Origin of the sequence: Brucella sp. HL-2 (assembly GCF_025846885.2) — a bacterium.
Taxonomy (GTDB): Bacteria; Pseudomonadota; Alphaproteobacteria; order Rhizobiales; family Rhizobiaceae; genus Brucella; species Brucella quorumnocens.
Window position 1 is genome coordinate 89,215 of record NZ_JAOYTK010000013.1, and the last position, 23,707, is coordinate 112,921.

Sequence of the window (23,707 nt, forward strand, 5' to 3'; positions counted from 1 at the left end):
TCTGGCTCAGTCCTTGACGACCGAGATATCCGGCGCATCGACCGCCTTCATGCCAATGACGTGATAACCACTGTCGGCATGATGTACTTCTCCGGTAACCGAGCGAGACAGGTCGGAGAGGAAGTAGAGACCAACGTCGCCTACTTCATCGATGGTCACGGTACGGCGCAGCGGCGCGTTATATTCATTCCACTTGAGAATATAACGGAAGTCGCCAATGCCGGATGCAGCCAGCGTCTTGATCGGGCCAGCAGAAATCGCGTTGACGCGAATGTTCTGTGGTCCAAGATCGACTGCGAGATACTTTACGCTTGCTTCAAGTGCTGCCTTTGCAACGCCCATGACGTTGTAGTTCGGCATAACTTTTTCAGCACCGTAATAGGTCAACGTCAGAATAGAACCGCCCTCAGCCATCAGCTTTTCTGCACGGCGCGAAATTGCCGTAAGCGAATAGACTGAAATCAGCATCGTGTTCTGGAAATTGGCTTCGCTTGTGTCGACGTAACGGCCAGTCAGTTCATCCTTGTCGGAGAAACCAATCGCGTGCACGACGAAGTCGAGCTTGCCCCACTTCTTTTCAAGTGCTTCAAAAACAGCATCAATGCTTGCACCGTCAGAGACATCGCAATGTCCAGCGACGAAAGCGTCCAATTCTTCAGCCAGTGGCTCGACGCGTTTCTTCAACGCATCACCCTGATAGGTGAATGCAAGTTCCGCTCCAGCTTCACGAGCGGCCTTGGCAATACCCCAGGCGATGGAACGGTTGTTGGCTACGCCCAGAATCAATCCGCGCTTGCCCTGCAACAAACCAGACTTTGCGGTCATTAAGGGTCCTCATTGAAATATAATCAACTAGATGCCCTATCGCACAGGCTTGCACAGGCTTCAAGCAATTGCGCGTAAAAAGCCGGGTATTGTGATTTTATCGCACAGCACAGTTGTGCTCGTGCATCGGCTGCGGGTGGGAAATGTGCCAGCATAGATGGTTTCCAGGGCTGAATGCAGTAACCGCTTCCAGCCCCGGTGCCGTTTAGTCAGTCTTGCGCTTGCGCAAAAACTCTTCCAGCTCCGTGTCACCGCCTTCCGGCAGCATAATACGGACGTGAACATAAAGATCGCCATGGCCACCGGCCTTGAGCGGCAAACCTTTGCCTTTCAGCCGCAGTACCTTGTCGGAACTGGACCATGCAGGAACCTTGACGGCTATGCGGCCATTGAGCGTATCCACTTCCGCTTTGCCTCCAAGAACCGCATCGGCAAGCTCGACAGGAAGATCAACGTGCACATCGCGGCCTTCAAGTTTGAAGCGCGTGCTCGGCTTGAAGTGGATCGTCACCAAAGCATCGCCCGGCGTGCCGCCCACAATGTGTTCGCCTTGCCCTTTAAGCCGGATGGTCTGACCATCCTCAACAAACTGCGGCAGCTTGATCTTCAGATGTTTACCGTTCGGAAATACGGCTTCAACCTTGTCGGCACCAGCTGCCTGTTCAAGCGTGATGTTGATAGACGCAGCAAGATCACTGCCCTTGACGGGTCCGCGCTGCTGACGTGCCCCACCGCGAGCACCGCCGCCAAAAGCACCGCCGAACAGATCGTTCAATATGTCTTCCGCACCGCCAAAGCCGCCTTGCTGACCACCACCGGCACCACGAAATTCAAAATTGCCGCTCCCGCCACGCTGGCGAAAACCGGCGAACGGATCGCCACCGGCACCACCAAAACCGCCCTGCCCGCCGAAACCCTGCCCACCGAACCCCTGAAAGGCTGGCTTGCCTTCGGCATCAATTTCGCCTCGATCAAATTGGCCACGCTTGTCTTTGTCGCCAACAATCTCGTAAGCCTGATTAATCTCCGAAAAACGCTCCTGCGCCTTTGGGTCATCCTGGTTCTGATCCGGATGGTGTTTTTTGGCCAGCTTGCGAAAAGCCGATTTTATTTCTTCGGGCTTCGCCGTTTTGGCGACGCCCAACACGCTATAGGGATCGCGCATAAAAGTCCTCATTCAGGAAAAATGACTGTAATCTCAGTCTTTAGACTCAGTTTGCCATAATATGCGCACTAAGCTCAGAAACTTCCAGAGTTATAGAGGACTGTTTCCCAGAAAGCTTAAATTGGTGCAAAAGAAGTCAGGGTCCACTGGCCGCCGCGCTGCATGCACGTCTCACCACGATAAATGGAAACGCCGTCAAATGCTTCGCGCGAAGTTTCAAACTTCCGACATAGGCCATCATCGGATTTTGTCTCGGCAATCGTAGTGATCGTTCCCTGACTGCCGGTATCGGGATTGGCCCAAGGCACCGGCTTTTTACCCCATTGGGTGAAATCAAGCGCAGAGACGACACTCTTAATCGTAGACTGATCCGAAAGCTTGCCGGTATCTGTTTCAACCTTTTGGGCTGGCTTTACTGAACCGGTGATCGTCGAAGAATCAGGCACCGCTTTTTCGATACTGAACCCGCCCATGGCGCAACCAGCCAATGACATCACAACCATAGCAAGAGCTGCATGGCGTAGAAGCGCCACGCTTAAAACTGCAGAGTCGTCATATTTTTCGCGGCGAGCGGATAAAGCAGCCAACGGTCTTCCCTTAAATACACCCTAAAGATGTAGCGAATATGGGGGATATGGAGTTAACAAGCGGTTCGCGGGCAAGGTAAACAAATCAATACCAAAGGACAACGGTATAAAACTGGCGGGCACAGCTTCCTTCGTTCAAGCTGTTTCCCGGCATGCAAACAACTGAAATGCGATTTGATCTAATGGTGTTTAACGGGCATCGAAGCCGAACCCGTTTCACACTTTTCGGGATACGCTTTAAATCTGCCATGTTTGGATTTTCAGATTGCACGAATATCGAACCGGGGAGGAATATGTGATTTCCCGTCGTGGGTTACTGATTGGTGGTGCAGTTTTGGCCACCGCGCTAAACATGCCTGTTTTGTCCGCAAGGGCACAAAGCACCCGGATTCCGCTCTGGCCAGCCTTCCCGCCCGGTGGTGGCGGCCCCAGTGGTTCTCAGCAAATCAGTGCAAAAGGCGCAATCACTAACATTGCCGCGCCAAGTCTTGAGGTTTTCGCGCCCAAACGTCCAAACGGTGCAGCGATGATCCTTGCAGGGGGCGGCGGATATAAGCGCATCGAGGAAGGCAAAGAGTCCAATCCTGCCGCTCGCTGGCTTGCAGAAAGAGGCATCTATGCTTTTCTGCTGACCTATCGCTTGCCGATTGAGGGCTGGACGAATGGACCGCTTGCACCACTACAAGATGCGCAACGTGCTTTTCGTGTTGTACGTGCGCAAGCTTCAAACTGGAGTATCGATCCAAACAAGATCGGCGCGCTTGGCTTTTCAGCAGGTGGCCATCTGATGGGCCTCACCGCCACGCGCTCGGCTTTTCCGTCTTACCAGCCCATCGACAGCATCGATGTACAATCCGCACGGCCAGATGTTGCGGCACTCATTTATCCCGTCATCACGCTCGCAGCGCCCTATGACCACACCTCAACACGACGCTCACTCGTGGGGAAACACCCCACAGATGAAGCAGTGAAACAATGGTCGGTCGAGAGCCATGTGGGCAAGGATTGCCCTCCGATCTTTCTCACACAGGCCGATGACGACCCCATTTCAAATCCGGCCAACAGTCGCATCATGCAGCAGGCTTGTGAGCAAGCAGGCGTAGCGGTGGAATTTCACGCAATCGCATCAGGTGGCCACGGTTTTGGCATGGGTCGCCCTGGCACTCCGACGGCAGAGTGGCCGATCTGGTTTGAAAACTGGCTCCGCGCGCAAAACATGCTTGTGTAATCTGCCGCAACAAGCGGGCATGGACAAAGCTTACGAATTGGACGAGGTTCCTAACCACAAACAAGCGAACATGCTTTCCAATCGAACTGCGAAACAAACAAATGACCAGCGCCACCGACGATTTTACCCAAAGCTCAGAACCGTTCAACCTCTTCGCTGAATGGCTCAATGATGCAACCAAGAGCGAGCCGAACGATCCGAATGCACTGGCTCTGGCCACTGTCGATCCAGATGGGCTGCCCAATGTGCGCATGGTGTTGCTCAAGGATTTCGATGAGCACGGCTTCGTCTTTTACACCAATTATGAGAGCGCAAAGGGACAGGAAATCCTGTCTGCCGAAAAAGCTGCAATGTGCTTTCATTGGAAGTCGCTGCGCCGTCAGGTGCGAGTGCGCGGCCCTGTAGAAAAGGTTAGCGACGCAGAAGCCGATATTTATTATGCCTCACGCCCGCGTGGTAGCCGCATCGGTGCCTGGGCATCCAAGCAGTCGCGTCCGCTTGAAAGCCGCTTTGCACTGGAAAAGGCTGTTGCTGAATATACGGCCCGATATGCAATTGGCGAAATCCCTCGCCCTGCTCATTGGTCTGGTTTCCGCATTCGCCCAACTTCCATTGAGTTCTGGCATGACCGTCCATTCCGTCTGCATGATCGCGTGTTGTTCACGCGACCCACGCCGGAAGGCGACTGGAACAAGGACAGGCTCTATCCATAGTCGAACAACAAAAAGGCCACCGTTTCGGTGGCCTTTTTGACCTTCTAGACCAGCGGCTTGACCGCGACCCAGAGGCTTCCAAGTACAAGACCTAAGAAAATAATAAGCCCGACGATGTTGTTCGATTTGAACAATCTCAGGCACTGGTCCGGATTATCGATATCGAGCACGATGATCTGGCGATAAAGATGTGCACCTGCGGCAAGCAGACCTGCCAGCGCGGGCATTGGTACCTGAGCCACTGCAAAAGCTGCCGCGAAAAACCCGATCGCACCACCATAAAGCACCATGAGCGCCGTCTTGGTATGCTTTCCGAAAAGGCGCGCAGTCGAGCCAACACCGACCAACGCATCATCTTCCTTGTCCTGATGTGCATAAATGGTGTCATAGCCGATCACCCACAGAATCGCGCCGATATAAAGCAGCACAGGTGGAAGCGCGAGCGAACCTTCGACTGCCGCCCAGCCCATCAGCGCACCCCATGAGAAGGCAAGCCCAAGTACCAGTTGTGGCCAATTGGTAAAACGCTTCATGAATGGATAGGCCGCGACGATCAGCAGCGAGCCAACTCCAAGCCCGATAGAGAACCAGTTGAACTGCAACACAACGACCAGACCAACCAGAGCCTGCAAGACCAGAAACAGCTTGGCCTGTTTGCGCGTCACTTGCCCTGACGGCAGTGGCCGCGACCGGGTGCGGTCGACCTTATCGTCGATGTCCTGATCGGCAAGGTCATTATAGGTGCAGCCAGCACCGCGCATAGCCACAGCTCCAATAAAGAACAGTACCAGATGCCACGGCGACGGCATAACTGCCCATGCGCCATCGCCCGGTTGTGCGCCGGCCCCTGCAACAAGTGCTGCTGACCACCAGCATGGCCACAACAGAAGCTGCCAGCCGATTGGCCGGTCCCAACGCGCAAGCTGTGCATAAGGCCAGAGCCAGGGTGGCAAAATACGATAAACCCAATGGCCTGATGGCGCGTCCTTTACCCGTCCGCGGTTTTCCCGCGACTGGACATCCGACTTTGCCTCTAAATGCTGCATGACTGCCTGCTTTCCTGAAACTGCGACGGTCTAGGGATTTGAATTTGGCGCTTGAATTCCGGCTGATTGGAACACAGTTTCAAACGTCACATTCGAAAAATCCACTAGATATATAAACTCGCTACTGGTCCTTTGATTCCGATATTTGCCCAATGCTTGTAACCGAGGGATACAAATGTCGAAAACAGGCCACCAGTCCGCTTTTTATCGAAAAATTGCGGCACTGCCCTTGCTCGCACGCGCGATGGGCAATAGAGACCCGAAGTAACTACAGCATCGGCCCAAAAATCGGAATGGATTTTTGGAAAGCACGATGCGTAGATCCATTAGTTCAGAGTGTCCTTTGTGCGCCCAAGAGGACGCACGGCGCTCTAAGTGGCTATTTACTTATCTCACGCGCAGGGAGCAAGGCATGAAAGTTCTGTTGATCGGTTCTGGTGGCCGCGAGCACGCACTGGCATGGAAACTTGCCGCTTCTCCCAAGCTCGAAAAGCTCTATTGCGCGCCCGGCAATCCCGGCATTACCGAATATGCGGAACTTGCCGCACTTGATGTAACCGACCACGCAGCAGTCATCGCCTTTGCCACAGATAAGGCTATTGATCTTGTCATCGTTGGTCCGGAAGCACCGCTCGTGGCAGGCCTTGCTGACGATCTGACTGCTGCCAACATTCGGGTTTTCGGACCCTCGAAGCTTGCAGCTCAGCTTGAAGGCTCCAAGGGCTTTACCAAAGACCTCTGCGCGCGCTTTGATATCCCGACCGGTGCCTATGGTCGCTTCAACAATGCGCCAAAAGCCAAAGCCTATATCCGAGAAATGGGCGCACCTATCGTTGTCAAAGCGGACGGCTTGGCTGCCGGCAAGGGCGTAGTCGTTGCCATGACGCTCGATGAAGCGCTCGACGCTGTCGACGCCTGCTTTGAAGGCGCGTTTGGTTCAGCCGGTGCCGAAGTCGTCGTTGAAGAGTTCCTCGACGGCGAGGAAGCAAGCTTCTTCTGCATTTGCGATGGCAAGACGGCACTGTCACTCGGCTCAGCACAAGATCACAAGCGCGTCGGCGACGGCGATACGGGCGTAAACACCGGCGGCATGGGAGCCTATGCTCCTGCCCCTGTAATGACGCCCGAAATCGTTGAGCGTACCATGCGCGAGCTCATCGAGCCGACCATGCGCGGCATGGCAGAAATCGGAGCGCCATTCTCCGGCGTACTCTTCTTGGGGCTGATGATTGGCAAAGATGGCCCCAAGCTCATTGAGTACAACACCCGCTTCGGTGATCCTGAATGTCAGGTACTGATGATGCGCCTTGAAAGTGACCTGCTCGACCTCATCAATGCTGCCGTTGACGGCAGGCTTGATCAAGTGTCGCTTGAATGGAAAGACCAGCCCGCGCTTACAATCGTCATGGCTGCAGAAGGCTATCCGACCAACGTGAAAAAGGGCAGCACCATTCGCGGCCTTGACAAGCTCGAGGGCATTGAGGGCCTAAAGGTTTTCCATGCAGGCACTGCAGAAAAAGACGGCGAACTTATTGCGAATGGCGGGCGCGTACTCAACGTTACAGCGATTGCCGAAACTGTCGCGAAAGCACAGGCCAATGCCTATGATGCCGTGAAGAAGATCGACTGGCCGGAGGGGTTCTACCGCTCAGACATCGGCTGGAGAGCCGTCGAGCGCGAACGCTCGGGCAATTAGTTCAGGCTATATGAACACGGTTGCGTCCTGCCTTTTTGGCTTGGTAGAGCGCGGCATCGGCGCGACGCATTGTTTCATAAAGACCTTCGTCCTCGACCTGCTCTGCCACACCAAAGCTCGCAGTTGGACCCCAATCAGGGGATTTTCCTTCGAAGCGCAGTTCACATAATGCCTGGCGCAGGCTTTGCGCCAGGGCTTCAGCAACTGTCATATCACTATCCGGAATGAAGACCACAAACTCTTCTCCACCCATGCGCGCTGCCACGGCTGATCGGGGCAATTGTGATTTGAGCAATTTGCCAAAGGCTGCGATAACCCGGTCGCCACCATCGTGCCCATAGGTATCATTGACGCGTTTAAAGAAATCCAGATCGCTCATGATCACTGAATAGCGAATACGCGCGCCCTTGCGCACCAGCACCCGCGAAACATGGCGATCAAAGCCGCGGCGATTATAAATCTGCGATAACTCATCGACTTCTGACTGCTCGCTCGCCTCCCCCACCATATGCGAAACCGTGCTTAGCAGCAGAAGCAGTCCCCGCGCGACCTGCACGAACACGCCTATCGACAGCGAGACAAGCACATGGAGCGTATTAACCTCATCCTCGGGGCGCATGTCAGAGCCTGGCGAGGCAATGAGCAAGGCTTTCGACAGATAATGGAGGCAACTGAAGATCGCGAGCGCTATCATCAGTTTATCAACCAGCCGCAGCATTCCAGAGCGATAGATCACCCGGATCATCAGAAGCTGAACGAGGCAAAGTGGTAGCTGATAGAGAAAACGATGCAGGAAAGATGTCCGCGGCAGATCGTAGATCAAAACATTACACACAATGGCAGCGACGAAGAACCCACCAATGAGCTTCCAATCAATCTTCTGCCTGTAGATGCTTTGCAAGCCAATAATTATCGCGAGAAAGGTAGCCATCAGAAGCGCAAATGAAACGGGCACGAGCACCCGTGGATTGGCAGCAAGCGGAATCCAGTAACCGGAGATTGCGACAAGCGCTGCAGATATCGACGCAAGCGTGAACCAGCGCGGGGCAGAGTAATTCCGTTCCTGAATGGCAACGAAAGCGAATGTCAGGATAAAAACGCACGAAACCGTCAGATTAACAGTCAGAAAATACGGTACGAGCGTCATATAACGGTCCCTTTGAACATGCTTATATTCTAAATGAAGACCAAGAAAATTTCGTTAAACGGCGGAATTCCCATATGCCATTGTTCTGGTTGCGGTTTACAGATCGTCATCCGTTAGGCTCGAAAATTATATAGTTGCAACGTTCTTTCGTAATATTCAGTTCGCACTATTTTATATTGATAATAGTATTTTTATGATTTTTGGAAAAGTGTCTTGTAAATGCCACGAATGCCGCATATATATCGGGCATCGATTTTGTTTTCGAATGTTGCGGCGCGATTTCGCCACCCGGTATTTCTTTCAAACTCGTGAAATTCGGCGATGGATTTCGATCCATTATATATTAACCGTGCGATTTGAAAGGAATTCAACATGGCAAACGGAACAGTAAAATTCTTTAATTCAACCAAGGGCTTCGGCTTCATTCAGCCTGATGACGGCGGCGTAGACGTGTTCGTACATATCTCTGCTGTTGAGCGTTCGGGCATGCATTCGCTGAACGAAGGCCAGAAGGTTAGCTTCGACGTGGTCGCAGACCGCCGTTCGGGCAAGAATGCAGCTGAAAACCTGCAGGCTCTCTAATATTTTTTGGGCGAGGTTCTAAACAGCTTCGCCCAGATAATAGAGCCAAGAGATTTGTCTCCGACCTTTGACCACGGATGTACTGGCACTGATCGTTGAGACAATATGAAGGTCGGGTATTGCCCGGCCTTTTTTATTTTTTACTGCTGTATTTGTTAGGCGCCTTGCGCCCTAGCGGGCGTACAAAGGTCGCTCTAACAGCTCAAATTTGCCGCTTAGCATCACCTTCGATCCGATATGATGTAAGGCGTTGTGCAACGGAAAGTGGCGCAGTCAAATATAGCGAAGCTGTGGTACAGCAACTATTGGAGAACCGTCCATGTCAGATAACGAAAAAGAACAACTGACCAAAGATACGCTCTTCAAGTCCAATCCTTCGAGAATGGAAGCGAAGAACGCGACGACCGACAAGGCCGCTAAAGCCATTCTACAGGGCGAACGCGATGCCGTAGATGCAAAGACAGCGCGGCTACGTGCGGCGCGCCTCAACCGCGACCAGGCTGAATAACATCACAGCCACTCTTGAAACTATCAATAACTTCATCGTGTGAATATTGACGTTTACGTAATAAGCCGATAGCTCTTACTCATGACCAGCCATCAGGCTGAACGGATTGCCAGAGATTTACGGGCAATTCGGAGCCTTTTGAGGAAAAGGTTTTTAGGAGGAAAGATGTATCGCGCGCCGGTTTCTGAAATTTCCCATACGCTTATGAAGGTCGCAGGCCTCGAAAAAGCTATTGAGGATAGTCGTTTTCCTGAATTTTCTGCCGATTTGGCGGAAGCTATTCTGGAAGAGGCTGGCAAGTTTGCCGCCGAGCGCGTCGAGCCGCTTCGTATCCCTGGCGACAAACATGGCGCCACGTTGAAAGATGGCGTTGTCACCACTGCTCCAGGCTGGAAAGAGCTTTATGCCGACTGGATTGCAGGAGGTTGGAACTCGCTAACTGGCACGCCGGAATATGGCGGTCAAGGCCTGCCGACAATGATGTCGGTGGCGGTCAGCGAAATGTGGAACTCCGGCACACTGGCTTTTGCCATCGCTCCCACACTCACCATGGGTGCGGTTGAAGCGCTGGAGAAGCACGCATCAAAAGAGCTTAAAGATATCTATCTCGAAAAGCTCATCACCGGCGAGTGGATGGGCACAATGAACCTGACCGAGCCGCAAGCTGGCTCTGATCTCGGTGCTTTACGTGCGCGCGCAGAGCGGAGCGATGATGGCAGCTATCGCATCTTTGGCCAAAAGATTTTCATCACTTACGGTGAGCATGACCTGACCGAGAATATCGTGCATCTGGTGCTGGCACGCCTGCCCGATGCCCCTGCTGGCACGAAGGGCATTTCGCTGTTTCTTGTGCCGAAGTTCCTCGTCAATGAAGATGGTTCGCTTGGCCGCCGTAATGATCTTTTCTGCTCAGGCCTTGAACACAAAATGGGGATTCACGCCTCCCCTACCTGCACTATGATCTATGGTGACGGCTTTGCGAAGGGGGAAGAACCCGGAGCAGTTGGCTATCTGATTGGCGAAGAAAATCGCGGTCTCGCCTGCATGTTTACCATGATGAACAATGCGCGTCTCCTGGTTGGTATTCAGGGCGTTGGCGTAGCGGAAGCTGCCTATCAGCAAGCATTGAATTACGCCAAGGAACGCAAACAAGGCCGTGCTGTTGGTGCTGATCCCAAGCAGGGCATGAGCCCGATCATCAAGCACCCCGATGTGCAGCGCATGCTGCTCACCATGAAGGCGTTGACGCAAGTTGCCCGCTCCATCACTTATTCCTGCGCTCACGCAATTGACATGAGTCATGCGACCGAGGGGGCAGACGCACAATTCTGGTCGGACCGTGCTGGCCTTCTCACGCCTTTAGCCAAAAGCTTTGCAACCGATGTCGGTGTTGATGTGGCCTCGCTTGGTGTGCAAATCCATGGCGGTATGGGCTTCATTGAAGAAACGGGTGCGGCGCAGCTACTGCGCGATGCCCGCATTACTCCAATCTATGAAGGCACAAACGGCATTCAAGCTATCGACCTCGTGCTACGCAAATTGCCAATTGGCAACGGCGAACATATCACGGGCTTCTTTGCCGAATTGCAGGATGAGGCTGACAAGGCCAAGGCCTCAAACCGTCCTGAACTTGGTGAAACAGGCGCGCGCCTGTCCGTTGCCATTGACGAAGCCCGCTTAGCCACCGACTGGCTGCAAAAGGCAGCAAGCGAAGGCCGGACAGAGGAAGCGCTCGCTGGAGCCACACCGTATCAGCGTCTGTTGTCGCTAACCGTTGGCGGTGCGTATCTCGCACGTGCAGCTCTGACCAGCGATGATGAAGGCCGGGCAGCCCTTTGTCGGTTCTTTGCTGAAAACATGTTGGCGGAAGTTAGTTCCTTGAAAGACACCGTCATCACCGGCGCATCGAGTCTCGCCGCCGCCAAATCTGCACTGGAGGCGTGAGCATGAGCGAGCATATTCTGATTGAGCGTCAAGGTTCCGTGCAGATCATCCGGCTTAACCGGGCTGATAAGAAGAACGCCATCACGCGTGCGATGTATGCCGCGATGGCCAAGGCGCTTGTTGATGGCGATGCAGACGACGCCGTGCGCGTGCACGTGTTTCTCGGCGTTCCGGGCGCTTTTTCATCCGGCAACGACATGCAGGATTTCATGGCTGCCGCCTCTGGCGGCAATATGGGCAATGATATCATGGATTTTCTCGCAGCCCTTTCGGGTGCGAAGAAGCCGATTGTCTCAGGCGTTGATGGCTTAGCCATCGGGATCGGCACGACTATTCATCTGCATTGCGACCTAACATTTGCCACCAATCACGCCTTGTTCCGGACGCCCTTCGTCGACCTTGGGCTTGTGCCGGAAGCAGCGTCCAGCCTACTTGCACCGCCATTGATGGGCCACCAGAAGGCATTCGCACTATTGGCGCTGGGACATGGCTTTGATGCACAGGCAGCCCTTGAAGCCGGCATTGTCTTTAAGGTTGTCGAAAGCGGAGAGCTGGAAACGGAAGTGTTAAAGGCTGCTGAAGAAATAGCCGCCAAACCTCCACAGGCCATGCAGATTGCGCGTAGACTGATGCGAATGCCTGCTGAACCCGTCGCTGATCGCATAGCACGGGAAGCCAGGCACTTTGCCGAGCGGCTCACCTCGAACGAGGCGCGCGAAGCCGTAATGGCGTTTCTCAGTCGTAAGAAATAATCCGAACAAAAAATTACCCGGATGGGGTTACCATCCGGGTGGCTTGCTGGAGGTCAGCCAAGTTGGTTGCTCCGGCATCGGCGGTTTTTGATATCTGGAAAGGTCCTTCGTCTTTCCAGACGACCACCGAGCGGGGCGTTATTCCTTAGATAGTGTAGAAATCTGACGAGAACGTGTTCACACGCGAATGTGATGAATTCTGGGTTTCATTTCAGTTTCTGGCAATAATCTCACGGCCTTCAATCACCATGCGAACACCCAGCGAACCGGTCTTGCGACGAGCAAGGAAGCGCGGGCGACGGCGACGTGGTTCCTGCCCCTGACGACGAGCCTGCGGCTCAGAGGTGCGCACAGGTCCAGTGCTTTCATAAAGCGGACGAGCAATACCATCTTCTTCAACCAGCATCATCGGCAGATTGAAAGTTGCTGCCCATGCGCGCCAGTCAGCAGCAACATCGGTTAGGTCATGAGCAACGAGCAGTGGCACTGAAAGCTGCGGATCTTCATGCATCAGTTCAAGCGTTACGGTGATTTCACCGAACTCATCTTCCACAGCGCGGGCAGCCACACCAACAAACGCATTGATCGGCAGCGCGATCGACATTGGCAGGCCGCTCGAAGGCAAAACCTGCCGGATGACAGCACCACGTTCGCTGATGGTGAAGGTTACGTCTGCATCGCAATCTTCTGCCGCATAAGTCACTACCTGCGGAAGGTGAAACGGATCGAGCCGAAGTTCCTGACCTGCCCATTCTGGCTTCTTAAGTCCGCTGCTCATCATTTTCGACGCCTCTGTCTATCTCTGCCTGTTTTTTGAGAGCCAGTTATTCCGGCTTCTCTTTTGAGCGATGTTCGCTCTTGTTGATTTGGAGAATAGACCGCGTTTATTACCGATGCGCTTAACGCGTTAGGTTAACTTTTCCCTGCTTTTTCATTTGGTTACCGCTTTACAACCAGGTGTAAGAAGTCAGTAATTCTTGCTAATTTACGTTTACATAAATGAAAAGGCGGACAGTTTCCTGCCCGCCTCGGTTTTGTCATATTTGTTGAAATTACAGCACTTTACCCGGGTTCATGATGCCCAGCGGGTCGAATGATTTCTTAATACGACGCATCAATTCGAGCGCCACTGCCTCCTTGAAGAAGGCGAGCTCTTCGCGCTTCAACTGGCCAATGCCATGCTCGGCTGAGATCGATCCGGTATAAGACGCAACAATTGTATGAATGCGGTGATTGAGATCGTGCCAGCGATCAAGGAAAGCCTGCTTGTCAGCACCCACCGGCTGCGACACGTTATAATGCAGATTTCCATCGCCAATATGGCCAAAGCAAACGATGCGCGAACCGGGAATCATTTCCAGCGTTGCAGCATTAGCTTCATGAATGAATTCCGGGATTTTTGCGACTGGCACCGAGATATCGTGCTTGATCGAGCCGCCTTCAGGCTTCTGCGCCCAGGACATTTCCTCGCGCATTTTCCAGAACATCTGTGCCTGCGCCACGCTTTCGGCAATGGCCGCATCCTGAATAATGTCGTTCTCAAACGCTTCGGTCAGAATGGTTTCAAGCGTCGTGCGCGCATCTTCTTCCGAGCGCGTTGAAGAAATATCAACCAGCACATACCAGTCGTGTGGGCTTTCGAGCGGATCGCGTACGCCGTCCACATGGGCAACGGTAAACTCAACGCCGACGCGCGGCATCAGTTCAAAACCGGTGAGCGACGGGCCTGCGTGTTCGGTCGCAAGCTGGAACAGGCGCAGCACGTCTTCCGGGCTGCGTAAGCCCGCATAGGCGACGCCCTTGCCCTTTGGCTGCGGGTAAATCTTCAAAACGGCTGCGGTGATAACGCCAAGCGTGCCTTCAGACCCGACAAACAGGTCTTTCAGGTCATAGCCGGTGTTGTCTTTCTTTACATAGCGCAAATCGTTGAGGATTTCGCCGCTTGGCAAAACCACTTCGAGACCGAGGCAAAGTTCGCGCATATTGCCGTACGCCAGAACAGCAGTACCGCCAGCGTTTGAACCAAGATTGCCGCCAATCTGGCACGAGCCTTCCGCACCGAGCGACAGCGGGAACAGACGGCCCACTTTCTGCGCTTCGTCCTGAAGGTTTTTCAGGATAACACCGGCTTCCACCGTCACCAGATTGCCGACCGGATCAACCGAGCGCACCTTGTTCATGCGGCCAAGCGAGAGAACAACCGTGGTATTGCATTCATCCGGTGTCTGACCGCCAACGAGACCGGTATTGCCGCCCTGCGGGACGACCGGGGTCTTGGTTTCATTGGCGAGTTTCAGGATCGCCGAAACTTCTTCCGTGGAGGCTGGACGCAGCACCAGCGGCGAACGGCCCTGATAGAGATCGCGCTGTTCGATCATGAATGGCGCGATATCTTCCGGCGCGGTCAGCGCATTCTTTTCGCCAACGATGGCTGCAAAACGTTCGATCAGGGCGGTGTCGAGCATGTGCTTCTCTTAAATGTTGGGGGAACTAGCGCGGAGCTGCCGCGCGTTTAAGACGATCATTGATGGCCTCACCGAGACCATCAAAAGGAATGGGTTCAACGGCAATTGTGCGAGCGGCGCTTGCATCAAGCCTGCGCATGAAATCAAACAGATTGCTGGCCGCTTCGCGCAAATTGCCCGATGGGCTTAGGTTCAAGACGGCAACTGCCTTATCAGCATCGGCCACGCGCTTTGGCCCAAAAGCCAGAAGCGCCTCGCCTTCATCAACGCTTGCAACATCGAGACGAACGGCAGCATTGGGGGCATAATGGGATTCCATCATACCTGGTGCCTGAATTGCGGCCTTATGCTCAGCACGTTCAAGCTTCACACCAATCAGCGCTTCGATCTCCTCAGCAGCCAAACCGCCGGGGCGCAGCAGACGCACACGCTCGCCTTCAACCTTGATGATGGTCGATTCCACACCCACGCCGCACGGACCGGCATCGAGGATCATATCGATCTTGCCGCCGAGATCATCAGCCACAGCCTTAGCCGAAGTCGGGCTGATCCGGCCCGAAGTATTGGCGCTTGGTGCAGCAACCGGGCTATCGAGTTGCTTGATAACATCGCGCACTTTTCCGGTTGGCATACGGATGGCGAGGGTATCAAGCCCCGCCGTCACCAGCGGATGGATAGGGCGCGACGTGTCCTGCTGAGCTTTCAGCGGCAGAACGATGGTGAGCGGCCCCGGCCAGAAGGCTTCGGCGACTTTGCGCGAGATCGGGTCGAAAGTCACATAGCGCTCGGCCATGGCAATGCTGTCGACATGGGCAATAAGCGGGTTGAACTGCGGGCGGCCTTTAGCGGCGAAAATACCGGCCACGCCTTCGCCATGTGCGGCATCGGCCGCAAGGCCATAGACCGTTTCCGTCGGGATTGCGACAAGCCCACCGCGCGTGAGTACTTCGACTGCGCGCGAAACAGCATTGTCATCAAATGTCACGATCTCGGCCAAAGGCTTCAGCCCTTATTCATTGTTGCTGCGCATTTTCGCGCACGTCGTAGCTACACAAAGCGTCGCTTTTGAGCAAGAGACTCCAATCAGCACTTCATGCAAGATCGGAATGAGTTATGAAAAAGGCCGCCTCAAAGGCGGCCTTTTTAGTCTTATCCGGCGATTTTCGAGAAATCAGCCACCTTGCTTGTGGCGGTGCGGATTTGTTCAAGCAGTGCAAGGCGGTTGGCGCGAACATTTTCGTCCTCGTCATTGACCAGCACTTTTTCAAAGAAAGTGTCCACCGGACCGCGCAGCTTGGCAAGTGCCAGCATCGCACCACCGAAGTCTTCGCGGGCAATGGCTTCTTCGGCTTCCTGAGCTGCGAGGTTTACAGCCGCATGAAGCGCCTTTTCCTCATCGAGCTTCAGCAGAGCCGCATCGACGCTTGAGGCAACCTTGGTGCCCTTCTTCTCTTCTGCTGCCAGAATATTGGCGGCGCGCTTGGTGCCAGCCAGCAGGTTCTTGCCGTCTTCTTCGTTGATAAAGACGATCAAGGCCTCCAGACGACGCGCAACCAGCAGAAGATTGTCGGCATCCGCGGTCAGAACCGCATCAATTGCGTCGTGTCGTGCGCCTTCGTCTTTCAGGTAGACCTTGAAGCGGTCGTGGAGGAAGGAGAGGAGATCAGGTACAGTAACCTTCGTGTGCTTTTCCAGATCTTCTTCGATCTTATCTGTCTCTACCAAACTCGATTGTCTCGAAAGAGCGGAGATTAACGACTTTTCATCATCGTACGCTCCAATCTCAAGTCCCTTGTCATTTGCTGCTCGGATGATTTGCGCAGCGTCATATATTTCTTTTTCAAACTGCAACTTATAGAGACACATCCAATGCTTTCGGGCGATCTTCGACAGAGATAACCTTATGTCATTTTCAAGAATTAGTCTGATGACGCCTAATGCTGCACGGCGTAACGCATAAGGGTCTTTTGATCCCGTCGGCTTCTCTTCAATTCGCCAAAAGCCAATTAAAGTGTCGAGTTTGTCAGCAAGCGCTACAGCAACGGCAACCGGGTTCTTCGGCACAAAATCCGACGGACCCTGCGGCTTGTAGTGTTCTTCAAGAGCCGTAGAGACGGATTCGTCTTCACCCTGAAGAAGCGCATATTTGCGGCCCATGGCGCCCTGAAGTTCGGGGAACTCGCCGACAACTTCCGTGGTCAGATCGGCCTTGGCGAGAACTGCCGCACGTGCGGCAAGCGCAGGATCGGCACCGACCAGCGGTGCAATCTGGCTTGCCAGTTCGCGGATGCGTTCAACGCGTGCACCTTGCGTGCCTAGCTTGGCATGGAAAGTCACGTTGAGCGCATCCAGACGCGCCATGCGCTGATCGAGCGGCTTTTTCAGATCAAGGCCGAATTTCTCGCCAGATAGCACGAGCTTGTCGAGATCAGGCAGATCGTGCTGATCGGTGTGCCAGAAATAGAGTGCATCGGACAGGCGTGCGCGCACAACTTTGCCGTTGCCATAAGCGATTTCTGTGCCGCCATCGCGGGCTGCGATGTTCGAGATCAGAATGAACTTGTTCGACAGTGCTTCCGTTTCGCCCTGCTTGCGGGTGACGAAGCATTTCTGGTTGGCGCGAATGGTAAGGCGGATCACTTCCGGCGGGATTGCGAGGAATTCTTCCTCAAACTCGCCCATCAGCACGACCGGCCATTCAACCAGACCGGACACTTCTTCAAGCAGACCTTCGTCTTCAACCAGATCGAGGCCAGATGCGAAGGTCAGATTACGCGCATCTTGCAGAATGATTTCCTTGCGGCGCTCGGCGTCGAGCACTACGAAAGCTTTTTCAAGCTTTTCGACATAATCATCGAAACGGCGCACTTTGATCGCCTGACCATCGCTTAAGAAACGATGCCCATAGGTAAGATTGCCCGACTTGATACCGTCAACATCAAACTCGACCACAACCGTTTCTTCGGTTTCAGGGCCGAAGGTGCAGAGGATCGATTGCAGCGGACGCACCCAGCGAAGCGCACCCGGCTTTGACGAGGCCGCACCCCAACGCATGGACTTTGGCCATGGGAAGTTGCGGATTACCTGCGGTACGAGCTCCGCAATAATTTCTTCCGCAGCGCGACCCGGCTTGGTCAGATGAGCGACGTAGAAATCGCCCTTCTTTGGGTCGGAATGCACATGAGCCTGAGAAACATCGGTCAAGCCCGCCTTGCGCAAAAAGCCCTGAATGGCTTGTTCTGGAGCTGTGACGGATGGGCCCTTCACGTCTTCATGCACGTCTTTCGAGCGCACGGTCAGACCGCGAACATCGAGCGTCAGGCGACGCGGGGTCCAATAGGCGGTCGTGGCTTCATAGGTAAGGCCAGCTTCCACCAAACCATCGGTGATCATCTTCTTGAAATCGCCCGCAGCCTTGCGCTGCATACGGGCCGGGATTTCTTCGGAAAAGAGTTCGAGCAACAAATCAGGCATAATAATTACTCGCCCTCACGCTTGAGATTAAAACCACCGGCATCCGTCAACAGGAACGCTTCGCCGCACTGACGCGCGAGATTACGCACGCGCAGGATATAGCTCTGGCGCTCCGTAACCGAGATCACGCCGCGCGCATCCATCAGGTTGAAGACGTGGGATGCCTTGATGCACTGGTCATAGGCCGGGAATACGCACTTATGCAGCGAGCCTTCGCCCGTGCTGCCTGCCTTCAAGATCGCAGCGCATTCGTGCTCTGCATCGATGAAATGCTGATGCAGGATTTCCGTATTGGCCATTTCGAAATTGTAGCGGGAATATTCCTGCTCGGCCTGCAAGAAAACATCACCATAGGTAAGTTTTTCTTCGCCTTCGAGGCCGTTGAAGTTGAGGTCATAGACATTGTCCACGCCCTGCACATACATGGCGAGGCGCTCAAGACCATAGGTCAGCTCACCTGCAACCGGCGAGCATTCAATGCCGCAAACCTGCTGGAAATAAGTGAACTGCGACACTTCCATGCCGTCACACCAGCATTCCCAGCCAAGGCCCCATGCGCCAAGCGTAGGGCTTTCCCAGTCGTCTTCCACGAAGCGCACATCATGCAGCGTCGGATCAAGACCGATTGCGCGCAGCGAACCAAGATACAGATCCTGAAGGTTCGGCGGCGATGGCTTGATGATGACCTGATACTGGTAATAATGCTGCAAACGGTTTGGGTTTTCACCATAGCGGCCATCCTTTGGACGGCGCGATGGCTGCACATAGGCAGCTTTCCAAGGCTTTGGCCCGAGCGAACGCAGCGTTGTCGCCGGGTGGAACGTACCCGCCCCCACTTCCATGTCGTAAGGCTGCAAAATAGCGCAACCATGTTCCGCCCAATAGTTATGGAGCGTCAGGATCAAGCCCTGAAAGGAACGGGTGGGGTGCATATGTGCTGGCAACGTACTGGACACGGGGTCAGGCCTTGTTATTGAAATGATGGCCCGGTCTAATTTGTCCGTCACGCAGGGTCAAGCATGCGAGCCATTGCGCGCGGTAAAATCAGCGCGCAATGAATGATTTGGGGATGGTTTGAACCCTATCTGCGTTAGTTTGCAGCAGGTTTTTCCGTTTCAGGCTTTGCCGGTTCGGCTTTCGGTGCCTCTTCAGCCGGTTTTGGATCAACAGCCTTTGCTTCGGAAGGCTTAGCGTCAGCGGGCTTTGCTGCATCCGCCCGCGAAGGATTGGTTGGATCAGCAAGGCCAGACTTCAGTTTTTCTTCGATCTTGGCGAGTTCTTCCGGCTCCGGTTTACCGGCAATCGCGTGGTTCCACTGGAACGTCGCCTCAAGCTGACGATCCGCACGCCAGTACGCGTCACCAAGATGATCGTTGATGGTCGGATCTTCCGGGCGCAGCTTGACGGCCTTTTCAAGTTCAACGACTGCTTCCGGGTAACGACCAAGCTGATAATAAGCCCAGCCAAGTGAATCGACGATATAGCCATCCTGCGGGCGCAACTCGACGGCCTTCTTAATCATGAGCAACGCCTCATCGAGGTTCTCACCGCGATCAACCCAAGAATAGCCAAGATAGTTCAGCACTTGCGGCTGGTCAGGATAAAGCTCCAGCGCTTTCTTGAAATTCGGCTCTGCCTGATCCCATTCTTTCAAACGCTCATGCGCGATGCCACGCTGATAGAAGACCGGCCAGTGCTTGCGTTCAGGCGACTTGATCTGCTCAACGGCCGCATCATAGATTTTTGCAGCATCGGCAAAGTTCTTGTCCTGCGCATAAACGCCGCCCAGTGCCAGATAGGTGCGAATATCGGTCTTGTCGCGGTTGAGCAAGGTTTTCAACTGCTCAATCGCCTCGCTTGTCTTCTCGTTTTCGGCAAGATTAAGCGCTCGCTGCATTTCTGCATCGCGCCTATAGGGCGATTTTTCAGGAACGCGCGCATAATACTCGACAGCCCTTTCCGGCTGGCGCAGCTTCGCCGAAATATCGCCAAGCTGATAAAGCGTGGCATCGTTATCTGGGCGCAATGGCAGTGACATTTGCAGATAAAGCTTGGCAAAAGCTTCCGCGCCACCACGGTTGATCGCCGTACCAAGCGTATAAAGCACTTCGCCGACACCCTGCTGCGGCGTCTCGATCAGGCGAGGATATTTCTGTCCAGCCTCAATCTTTTCGCGCATCTCGGTGATGGTCATGCGTCCATTCAGAAGCTCTTCAGCATCTTTCAGAATCTTGATTGCGCCGTCCTTGTCACCCTGACGCAACTTGAAGGAGGCATAAGCCATCACAATGCGTTCATAGGTATCAGGTGCGGCACTACCGCCCGGACGATCATCGATCGCCTGCTGGTAATAGTTACGCGCATCCTGCTTCTGACCGGCAATGTCGGCGATAAGTGCTGCATTATAAATGCGGAACAGGCCATACCACTCAGGGCCGTTGATCTTCACAACATCGGTGAGCGCACGCTTCGGATTGCCCTGCCCGACCTTCACCCATGCACCCATAAGGCTTGTCGCGAGCTGATCCATATCGGACTGGATCGACAGCATCAGGAGTGGGCCAGTCTTGCGATATTGCTTTCTGGAAATAGCGTCGATTGCCAGAGCAACGCGCGAAAAGCGTTCAATCTCAGGCTGATTCTTCAGCTCTTCCGCAAGCGGGAGCGCATCTTTGAAACGGCCTTCCGTCAAAAGAGCAAGAAGCAGGTTTTGCTTGATAATATCGTTGCCGGGATCAAATGCCATAGCCTGACGATAGAAGTCGACGGCAGCACCAATATTGTTATCGGCTTCTGCCGTGCGAGCAGCAAGATAAGCGCCTGCAAACGAACCGGCACGCACTTGCGACACAGGATCGGGATTGGTTTTAGCCATTGCCGCATTTGCTGGCAGCGCTAGTCCCGCTAGAGCCAAGAGAAGCAATCCGTAAAGCGGACGACGTTTCAATCCCTGCCGCATAAAGCCCAGTCCTCTTTCCAATTCCGTATAAGATCCCCTATTCAGAGGCACCTCAAGCATGGCCTTTTTGGGGTCCTTGCGCAAGAAAAGCATCCGTGATGGATGCTTTTCTTTTCATTCTTACCTTGCATGTCGTTCTCCCGAAACCGCTTCCCACTTTCGGGCAATATGCTCGAAAAAGCATCCGTGACGGATGCTTTTCTTGTTGATTTTGCTCATCATTTCGTCAAGTCGAAGCCTGTTCGAAATTTCAGATTGCGACCGAGTTCACTCTACGCCCTCATCTCAGCAGGCGCATAGCGCCTTGTTAAAGGGCGAGGCTCCAGCGTGTTCTCTCTCGCCTTGCAAGACGCCGCCTTTAGCGGCTCATCAAGATGAGGGAGAGAGAGACCGCTCGATCAAGAATCAATTCACGCGGCTGATGCAGAAATCGATCACTTCGATCAGCGCATCTTTCTCAGGTGTGGACTTCAAAGGCGCCAAGGCGTCACGGGCAATTTCACCAAAATGCCGTGCACGCTGCACTGTATCGGCAATCGCACCGTGCTTCGTCATCAGACCAATGGCCTTTTCAAGTGACGCGTCGTCGCTGGCACCTTCTTCGATTGCGTTCTTCCAGAATGCGCGTTCTTCATCGCTACCCCGACGATAGCTCAGGATAACCGGCAAGGTGATCTTACCTTCACGGAAATCGTCGCCAGTGTTCTTGCCAAGATCGGCAGCCGAGCCGCCATAATCCAGCGCATCATCAACGAGCTGAAAGGCGAGGCCGAGATTAAGACCGTAATCGCGAAGGGCTGCACGATCCGAACGCTGGGCCTGAGCAATGATTGGACCAACTTCAGCCGCAGCTGAGAAAAGAGCGGCAGTCTTTGCTTTGATCACAGCCAGATATTCGTCTTCGGTGGTTTCCATGTTCTTGGCTGCAGCAAGCTGCATCACTTCGCCTTCAGCGATAACCGAGGCGGAAGTTGCAAGAACATCGAGTGCATCGAGTGAGCCGACATCGACCATCATCTTGAAAGCCTGACCGAGCAGGAAATCTCCAACCAGAACACTGGCCTGATTGCCCCAGATCATGCGTGCCGTACTCTTGCCGCGACGCAGATCGCTTTCATCGACCACATCGTCATGCAGAAGCGTTGCCGTATGCATGAACTCGACAGAAGTCGCCAGACGGACATGGCCGTCGCCTTCATAGCCAAACATGCGGGCTGCTGCGAGCGTCATCATTGGGCGCAGGCGCTTGCCACCAGATGAAATGAGATGGTTAGCCACTTCCGGAATCATCTCGACATCGGAACCTGCACGGGACAGGATCATTTCGTTCACGCGGCCCATATCGGCCTTCGTGAGATCGACCAGAGGCTGGACCGATCCTTCCTGTTTCTTTTGCCCGTCGAGATTCAAAACCACACCCAATGTCGTTACTCCTAGCTGCTGACCACACTATGTGTGCGGATCAGAATGCTCAAGACGCTTAAAAGCCCCCTGCACGCCCAAGCTTTTCATTCAGAGCCTGTTCACCATTGAAGGAAGCAGTTGTCAATGCGGTCTATTGATTACACATTGTCGAAATGATCGAACTTATGCGCACAAATGATTCCGTATTGCTGTCCGTCGCCGAAGCGCTGATGAAAGAGGCGGGCATCATCTATTTCATTGCCGACACGAATATGAGCATCCTCGAAGGTTCGCTTGGCATTATACCGAGGCGGTTTCTGGTCGAAGAAGACAGGCTGGACGAAGCCCGGCGTTATCTCATCGACGCTGGCTTGGAACACGAATTAAAAGACCATGGCAAATAACATTTCCGAGCATCAGCCTGACACGGTAGGTGAAACGCTCGATGTGTTCCATCGTGGTGCATTTCATCTCGTGCAACCCGCAATCAAAGGGCATCGTTCCGGCGTAGACGCAATGATTCTCGCAAGCAGCGTCCCGCAAAGTTTTTCAGGCCAACTCGCTGATCTTGGCAGTGGCGCAGGTGCTGCGGGGCTGGCTGTCGCCGCTCGCTGTAAAAACGCACGCGTCACACTTATAGAGCGTTCCGGCTTCATGCTGAACTTTGCGCACAAAAGTGTCCGTCATCCGCTCAATGCAGCCCTGTTGGATCGCGTCGATATTCTCGAAGCCGACGTCTCACTGACTGGAAAGGCACGCGCTGCCGCTGGCCTTATCGATGATAGTTTCGACTTTGTCATCATGAACCCGCCTTTCAACGAGGCAAGTGACCGTTCCACGCCCGATCCCGTAAAGGCCGAAGCGCATGTCATGCCAGAAGGCATGTTTGACCAGTGGTTGCGCACGGCATCAGCAATCCTCCGCCCGGGGGGGTGTGTATCTATTATTGCGCGCCCGGGTTCACTCGCACCAATACTGGAAGCGCTCACTGGTCGATTTGGCGGGGTTAAAATCATCCCGGTATTGCCGCGTCCCGACAGTGCGGCTATTCGCATTGTGATTATGGGCATTCGCGGTAGCCGCGCTGGCCTCTCGCTGATGCCGGCACTCATTCTTCATGGCGATGCAGGCAATGATTTCACAGAGCGCGCAACCGCTATCAATAACGGGCAGACTTCGCTGCTTTAAAAAACGCTTACAGCGATTCCAGTT

The 23,707-nt window shown here is 54.0% G+C and carries 20 protein-coding genes and 2 pseudogenes; 9 read left to right on the forward strand and 13 right to left on the reverse strand.

The genetic code is table 11. From position 1 onward, the window contains the following. Positions 1 to 6: 6 nt before the first annotated feature. From fabI to OIV19_RS15155, 3 genes are all read right to left on the reverse strand, one after another. On the reverse strand, positions 7 to 825 hold the full coding sequence (gene fabI, locus OIV19_RS15145; protein WP_095446141.1) for an enoyl-ACP reductase FabI: 819 nt from the start codon (positions 823 to 825) through the stop codon (positions 7 to 9). A 205-nt stretch (positions 826 to 1,030) separates the two neighbouring features. Continuing rightward, complete coding sequence (locus OIV19_RS15150) at positions 1,031 to 1,990, reverse strand: DnaJ C-terminal domain-containing protein (protein ID WP_095446140.1); 960 nt, start codon at positions 1,988 to 1,990, stop codon at positions 1,031 to 1,033. A gap of 116 nt (positions 1,991 to 2,106) precedes the next feature. Beyond that, positions 2,107 to 2,577, reverse strand: a complete 471-nt coding sequence (locus tag OIV19_RS15155) for an RT0821/Lpp0805 family surface protein (RefSeq protein WP_244923275.1) — start codon at positions 2,575 to 2,577, stop codon at positions 2,107 to 2,109. 295 nt (positions 2,578 to 2,872) lie between these two features. Between OIV19_RS15155 and OIV19_RS15160 the strand changes: the two genes are divergently transcribed. Next, positions 2,873 to 3,805 carry an alpha/beta hydrolase gene (locus OIV19_RS15160; protein ID WP_264232149.1) on the forward strand — a complete coding sequence of 311 codons (933 nt, stop codon included), beginning with the start codon at positions 2,873 to 2,875 and terminating at the stop codon, positions 3,803 to 3,805. A gap of 86 nt (positions 3,806 to 3,891) precedes the next feature. Continuing rightward, positions 3,892 to 4,518 carry a pyridoxamine 5'-phosphate oxidase gene (gene pdxH, locus OIV19_RS15165; protein ID WP_264232166.1) on the forward strand — a complete coding sequence of 209 codons (627 nt, stop codon included), beginning with the start codon at positions 3,892 to 3,894 and terminating at the stop codon, positions 4,516 to 4,518. Between the two features lie 44 nt (positions 4,519 to 4,562). On the opposite strand, the gene ubiA is transcribed toward pdxH, so the two are convergent. Further along, positions 4,563 to 5,564: a 4-hydroxybenzoate octaprenyltransferase gene (gene ubiA, locus OIV19_RS15170; protein WP_095446137.1), complete on the reverse strand. Its 1,002-nt coding sequence runs from the start codon at positions 5,562 to 5,564 to the stop codon at positions 4,563 to 4,565. A gap of 412 nt (positions 5,565 to 5,976) precedes the next feature. On the opposite strand from ubiA, the gene purD reads away from it, so the two are divergent. Next, entirely contained in the window at positions 5,977 to 7,260 is a 1,284-nt protein-coding gene (purD, locus tag OIV19_RS15175; RefSeq protein WP_264232150.1) for a phosphoribosylamine--glycine ligase, read from the forward strand. Position 7,261: 1 nt separating this feature from the next. Here purD and OIV19_RS15180 read toward each other — a convergent pair whose 3' ends face one another. Beyond that, positions 7,262 to 8,407 (reverse strand): GGDEF domain-containing protein, encoded by a 1,146-nt coding sequence (locus tag OIV19_RS15180; RefSeq protein WP_095446135.1) that lies wholly within the window; start codon positions 8,405 to 8,407, stop codon positions 7,262 to 7,264. Positions 8,408 to 8,779: 372 nt separating this feature from the next. Between OIV19_RS15180 and OIV19_RS15185 the strand changes: the two genes are divergently transcribed. From OIV19_RS15185 to OIV19_RS15200, 4 genes are all read left to right on the forward strand, one after another. Beyond that, positions 8,780 to 8,989 carry a cold-shock protein gene (locus tag OIV19_RS15185; RefSeq protein ID WP_024896137.1) on the forward strand — a complete coding sequence of 70 codons (210 nt, stop codon included), beginning with the start codon at positions 8,780 to 8,782 and terminating at the stop codon, positions 8,987 to 8,989. A 319-nt stretch (positions 8,990 to 9,308) separates the two neighbouring features. After that, positions 9,309 to 9,497, forward strand: coding sequence for a hypothetical protein (locus OIV19_RS15190; protein WP_095446134.1), 189 nt, complete (start codon positions 9,309 to 9,311; stop codon positions 9,495 to 9,497). 165 nt (positions 9,498 to 9,662) lie between these two features. Continuing rightward, entirely contained in the window at positions 9,663 to 11,441 is a 1,779-nt protein-coding gene (locus tag OIV19_RS15195) for an acyl-CoA dehydrogenase family protein (RefSeq protein WP_264232151.1), read from the forward strand. A gap of 2 nt (positions 11,442 to 11,443) precedes the next feature. Beyond that, positions 11,444 to 12,193: a crotonase/enoyl-CoA hydratase family protein gene (locus OIV19_RS15200; protein WP_151091333.1), complete on the forward strand. Its 750-nt coding sequence runs from the start codon at positions 11,444 to 11,446 to the stop codon at positions 12,191 to 12,193. 211 nt (positions 12,194 to 12,404) lie between these two features. On the opposite strand, the gene OIV19_RS15205 is transcribed toward OIV19_RS15200, so the two are convergent. The 8 genes and pseudogenes from OIV19_RS15205 to OIV19_RS15240 form a co-directional block, all read right to left on the reverse strand. Then, the gene (locus OIV19_RS15205; protein ID WP_095446131.1) at positions 12,405 to 12,974 is read right to left on the reverse strand and encodes a DUF6101 family protein; all 570 of its coding nucleotides are present in this window, start codon (positions 12,972 to 12,974) and stop codon (positions 12,405 to 12,407) included. Between the two features lie 271 nt (positions 12,975 to 13,245). Beyond that, a complete protein-coding gene (locus tag OIV19_RS15210; RefSeq protein WP_264232152.1) occupies positions 13,246 to 14,658 on the reverse strand; it encodes an FAD-binding oxidoreductase in 1,413 nt (470 codons plus the stop codon). Positions 14,659 to 14,683: 25 nt separating this feature from the next. Continuing rightward, complete coding sequence (locus OIV19_RS15215; protein ID WP_264232153.1) at positions 14,684 to 15,655, reverse strand: L-threonylcarbamoyladenylate synthase; 972 nt, start codon at positions 15,653 to 15,655, stop codon at positions 14,684 to 14,686. A gap of 152 nt (positions 15,656 to 15,807) precedes the next feature. After that, positions 15,808 to 16,326, reverse strand: a pseudogene (locus OIV19_RS15220) (DALR anticodon-binding domain-containing protein); the annotation flags it as partial. Further along, positions 16,300 to 18,132 (reverse strand): annotated as a pseudogene (gene glyS, locus OIV19_RS15225) (glycine--tRNA ligase subunit beta); the annotation flags it as partial. The pseudogenes OIV19_RS15220 and glyS, both read right to left, overlap by 27 nt. Before the next feature lie 5 nt (positions 18,133 to 18,137). Beyond that, a complete protein-coding gene (locus OIV19_RS15230) occupies positions 18,138 to 19,064 on the reverse strand; it encodes a glycine--tRNA ligase subunit alpha (protein ID WP_264232167.1) in 927 nt (308 codons plus the stop codon). Between the two features lie 158 nt (positions 19,065 to 19,222). Continuing rightward, positions 19,223 to 21,091, reverse strand: coding sequence for a tetratricopeptide repeat protein (locus OIV19_RS15235; RefSeq protein WP_264232155.1), 1,869 nt, complete (start codon positions 21,089 to 21,091; stop codon positions 19,223 to 19,225). A gap of 405 nt (positions 21,092 to 21,496) precedes the next feature. Further along, positions 21,497 to 22,513 carry a polyprenyl synthetase family protein gene (locus OIV19_RS15240; protein ID WP_264232156.1) on the reverse strand — a complete coding sequence of 339 codons (1,017 nt, stop codon included), beginning with the start codon at positions 22,511 to 22,513 and terminating at the stop codon, positions 21,497 to 21,499. A gap of 155 nt (positions 22,514 to 22,668) precedes the next feature. Between OIV19_RS15240 and OIV19_RS15245 the strand changes: the two genes are divergently transcribed. Continuing rightward, a complete protein-coding gene (locus OIV19_RS15245; RefSeq protein WP_151091330.1) occupies positions 22,669 to 22,899 on the forward strand; it encodes a putative signal transducing protein in 231 nt (76 codons plus the stop codon). After that, on the forward strand, positions 22,889 to 23,683 hold the full coding sequence (locus tag OIV19_RS15250) for a tRNA1(Val) (adenine(37)-N6)-methyltransferase (protein ID WP_264232157.1): 795 nt from the start codon (positions 22,889 to 22,891) through the stop codon (positions 23,681 to 23,683). Before OIV19_RS15245 ends, OIV19_RS15250 begins: the two co-directional genes overlap by 11 nt. Positions 23,684 to 23,707: the final 24 nt, after the last annotated feature.

What these genes read in the sequence shown, in the direction of transcription:
- fabI (WP_095446141.1), bottom strand. Translation starts at nt 825, where the DNA reads ATGACCGCAAAGTCTGGTTTGTTGCAGGGCAAGCGCGGATTGATTCTG.
- OIV19_RS15150 (WP_095446140.1), bottom strand. Translation starts at nt 1,990, where the DNA reads ATGCGCGATCCCTATAGCGTGTTGGGCGTCGCCAAAACGGCGAAGCCC.
- ubiA (WP_095446137.1), bottom strand. Translation starts at nt 5,564, where the DNA reads ATGCAGCATTTAGAGGCAAAGTCGGATGTCCAGTCGCGGGAAAACCGC.
- purD (WP_264232150.1), top strand. Translation starts at nt 5,977, where the DNA reads ATGAAAGTTCTGTTGATCGGTTCTGGTGGCCGCGAGCACGCACTGGCA.
- OIV19_RS15180 (WP_095446135.1), bottom strand. Translation starts at nt 8,407, where the DNA reads ATGACGCTCGTACCGTATTTTCTGACTGTTAATCTGACGGTTTCGTGC.
- OIV19_RS15185 (WP_024896137.1), top strand. Translation starts at nt 8,780, where the DNA reads ATGGCAAACGGAACAGTAAAATTCTTTAATTCAACCAAGGGCTTCGGC.
- OIV19_RS15190 (WP_095446134.1), top strand. Translation starts at nt 9,309, where the DNA reads ATGTCAGATAACGAAAAAGAACAACTGACCAAAGATACGCTCTTCAAG.
- OIV19_RS15195 (WP_264232151.1), top strand. Translation starts at nt 9,663, where the DNA reads ATGTATCGCGCGCCGGTTTCTGAAATTTCCCATACGCTTATGAAGGTC.
- OIV19_RS15200 (WP_151091333.1), top strand. Translation starts at nt 11,444, where the DNA reads ATGAGCGAGCATATTCTGATTGAGCGTCAAGGTTCCGTGCAGATCATC.
- OIV19_RS15205 (WP_095446131.1), bottom strand. Translation starts at nt 12,974, where the DNA reads ATGATGAGCAGCGGACTTAAGAAGCCAGAATGGGCAGGTCAGGAACTT.
- OIV19_RS15210 (WP_264232152.1), bottom strand. Translation starts at nt 14,658, where the DNA reads ATGCTCGACACCGCCCTGATCGAACGTTTTGCAGCCATCGTTGGCGAA.
- OIV19_RS15230 (WP_264232167.1), bottom strand. Translation starts at nt 19,064, where the DNA reads ATGCACCCCACCCGTTCCTTTCAGGGCTTGATCCTGACGCTCCATAAC.
- OIV19_RS15235 (WP_264232155.1), bottom strand. Translation starts at nt 21,091, where the DNA reads ATGCGGCAGGGATTGAAACGTCGTCCGCTTTACGGATTGCTTCTCTTG.
- OIV19_RS15245 (WP_151091330.1), top strand. Translation starts at nt 22,669, where the DNA reads ATGATCGAACTTATGCGCACAAATGATTCCGTATTGCTGTCCGTCGCC.
- OIV19_RS15250 (WP_264232157.1), top strand. Translation starts at nt 22,889, where the DNA reads ATGGCAAATAACATTTCCGAGCATCAGCCTGACACGGTAGGTGAAACG.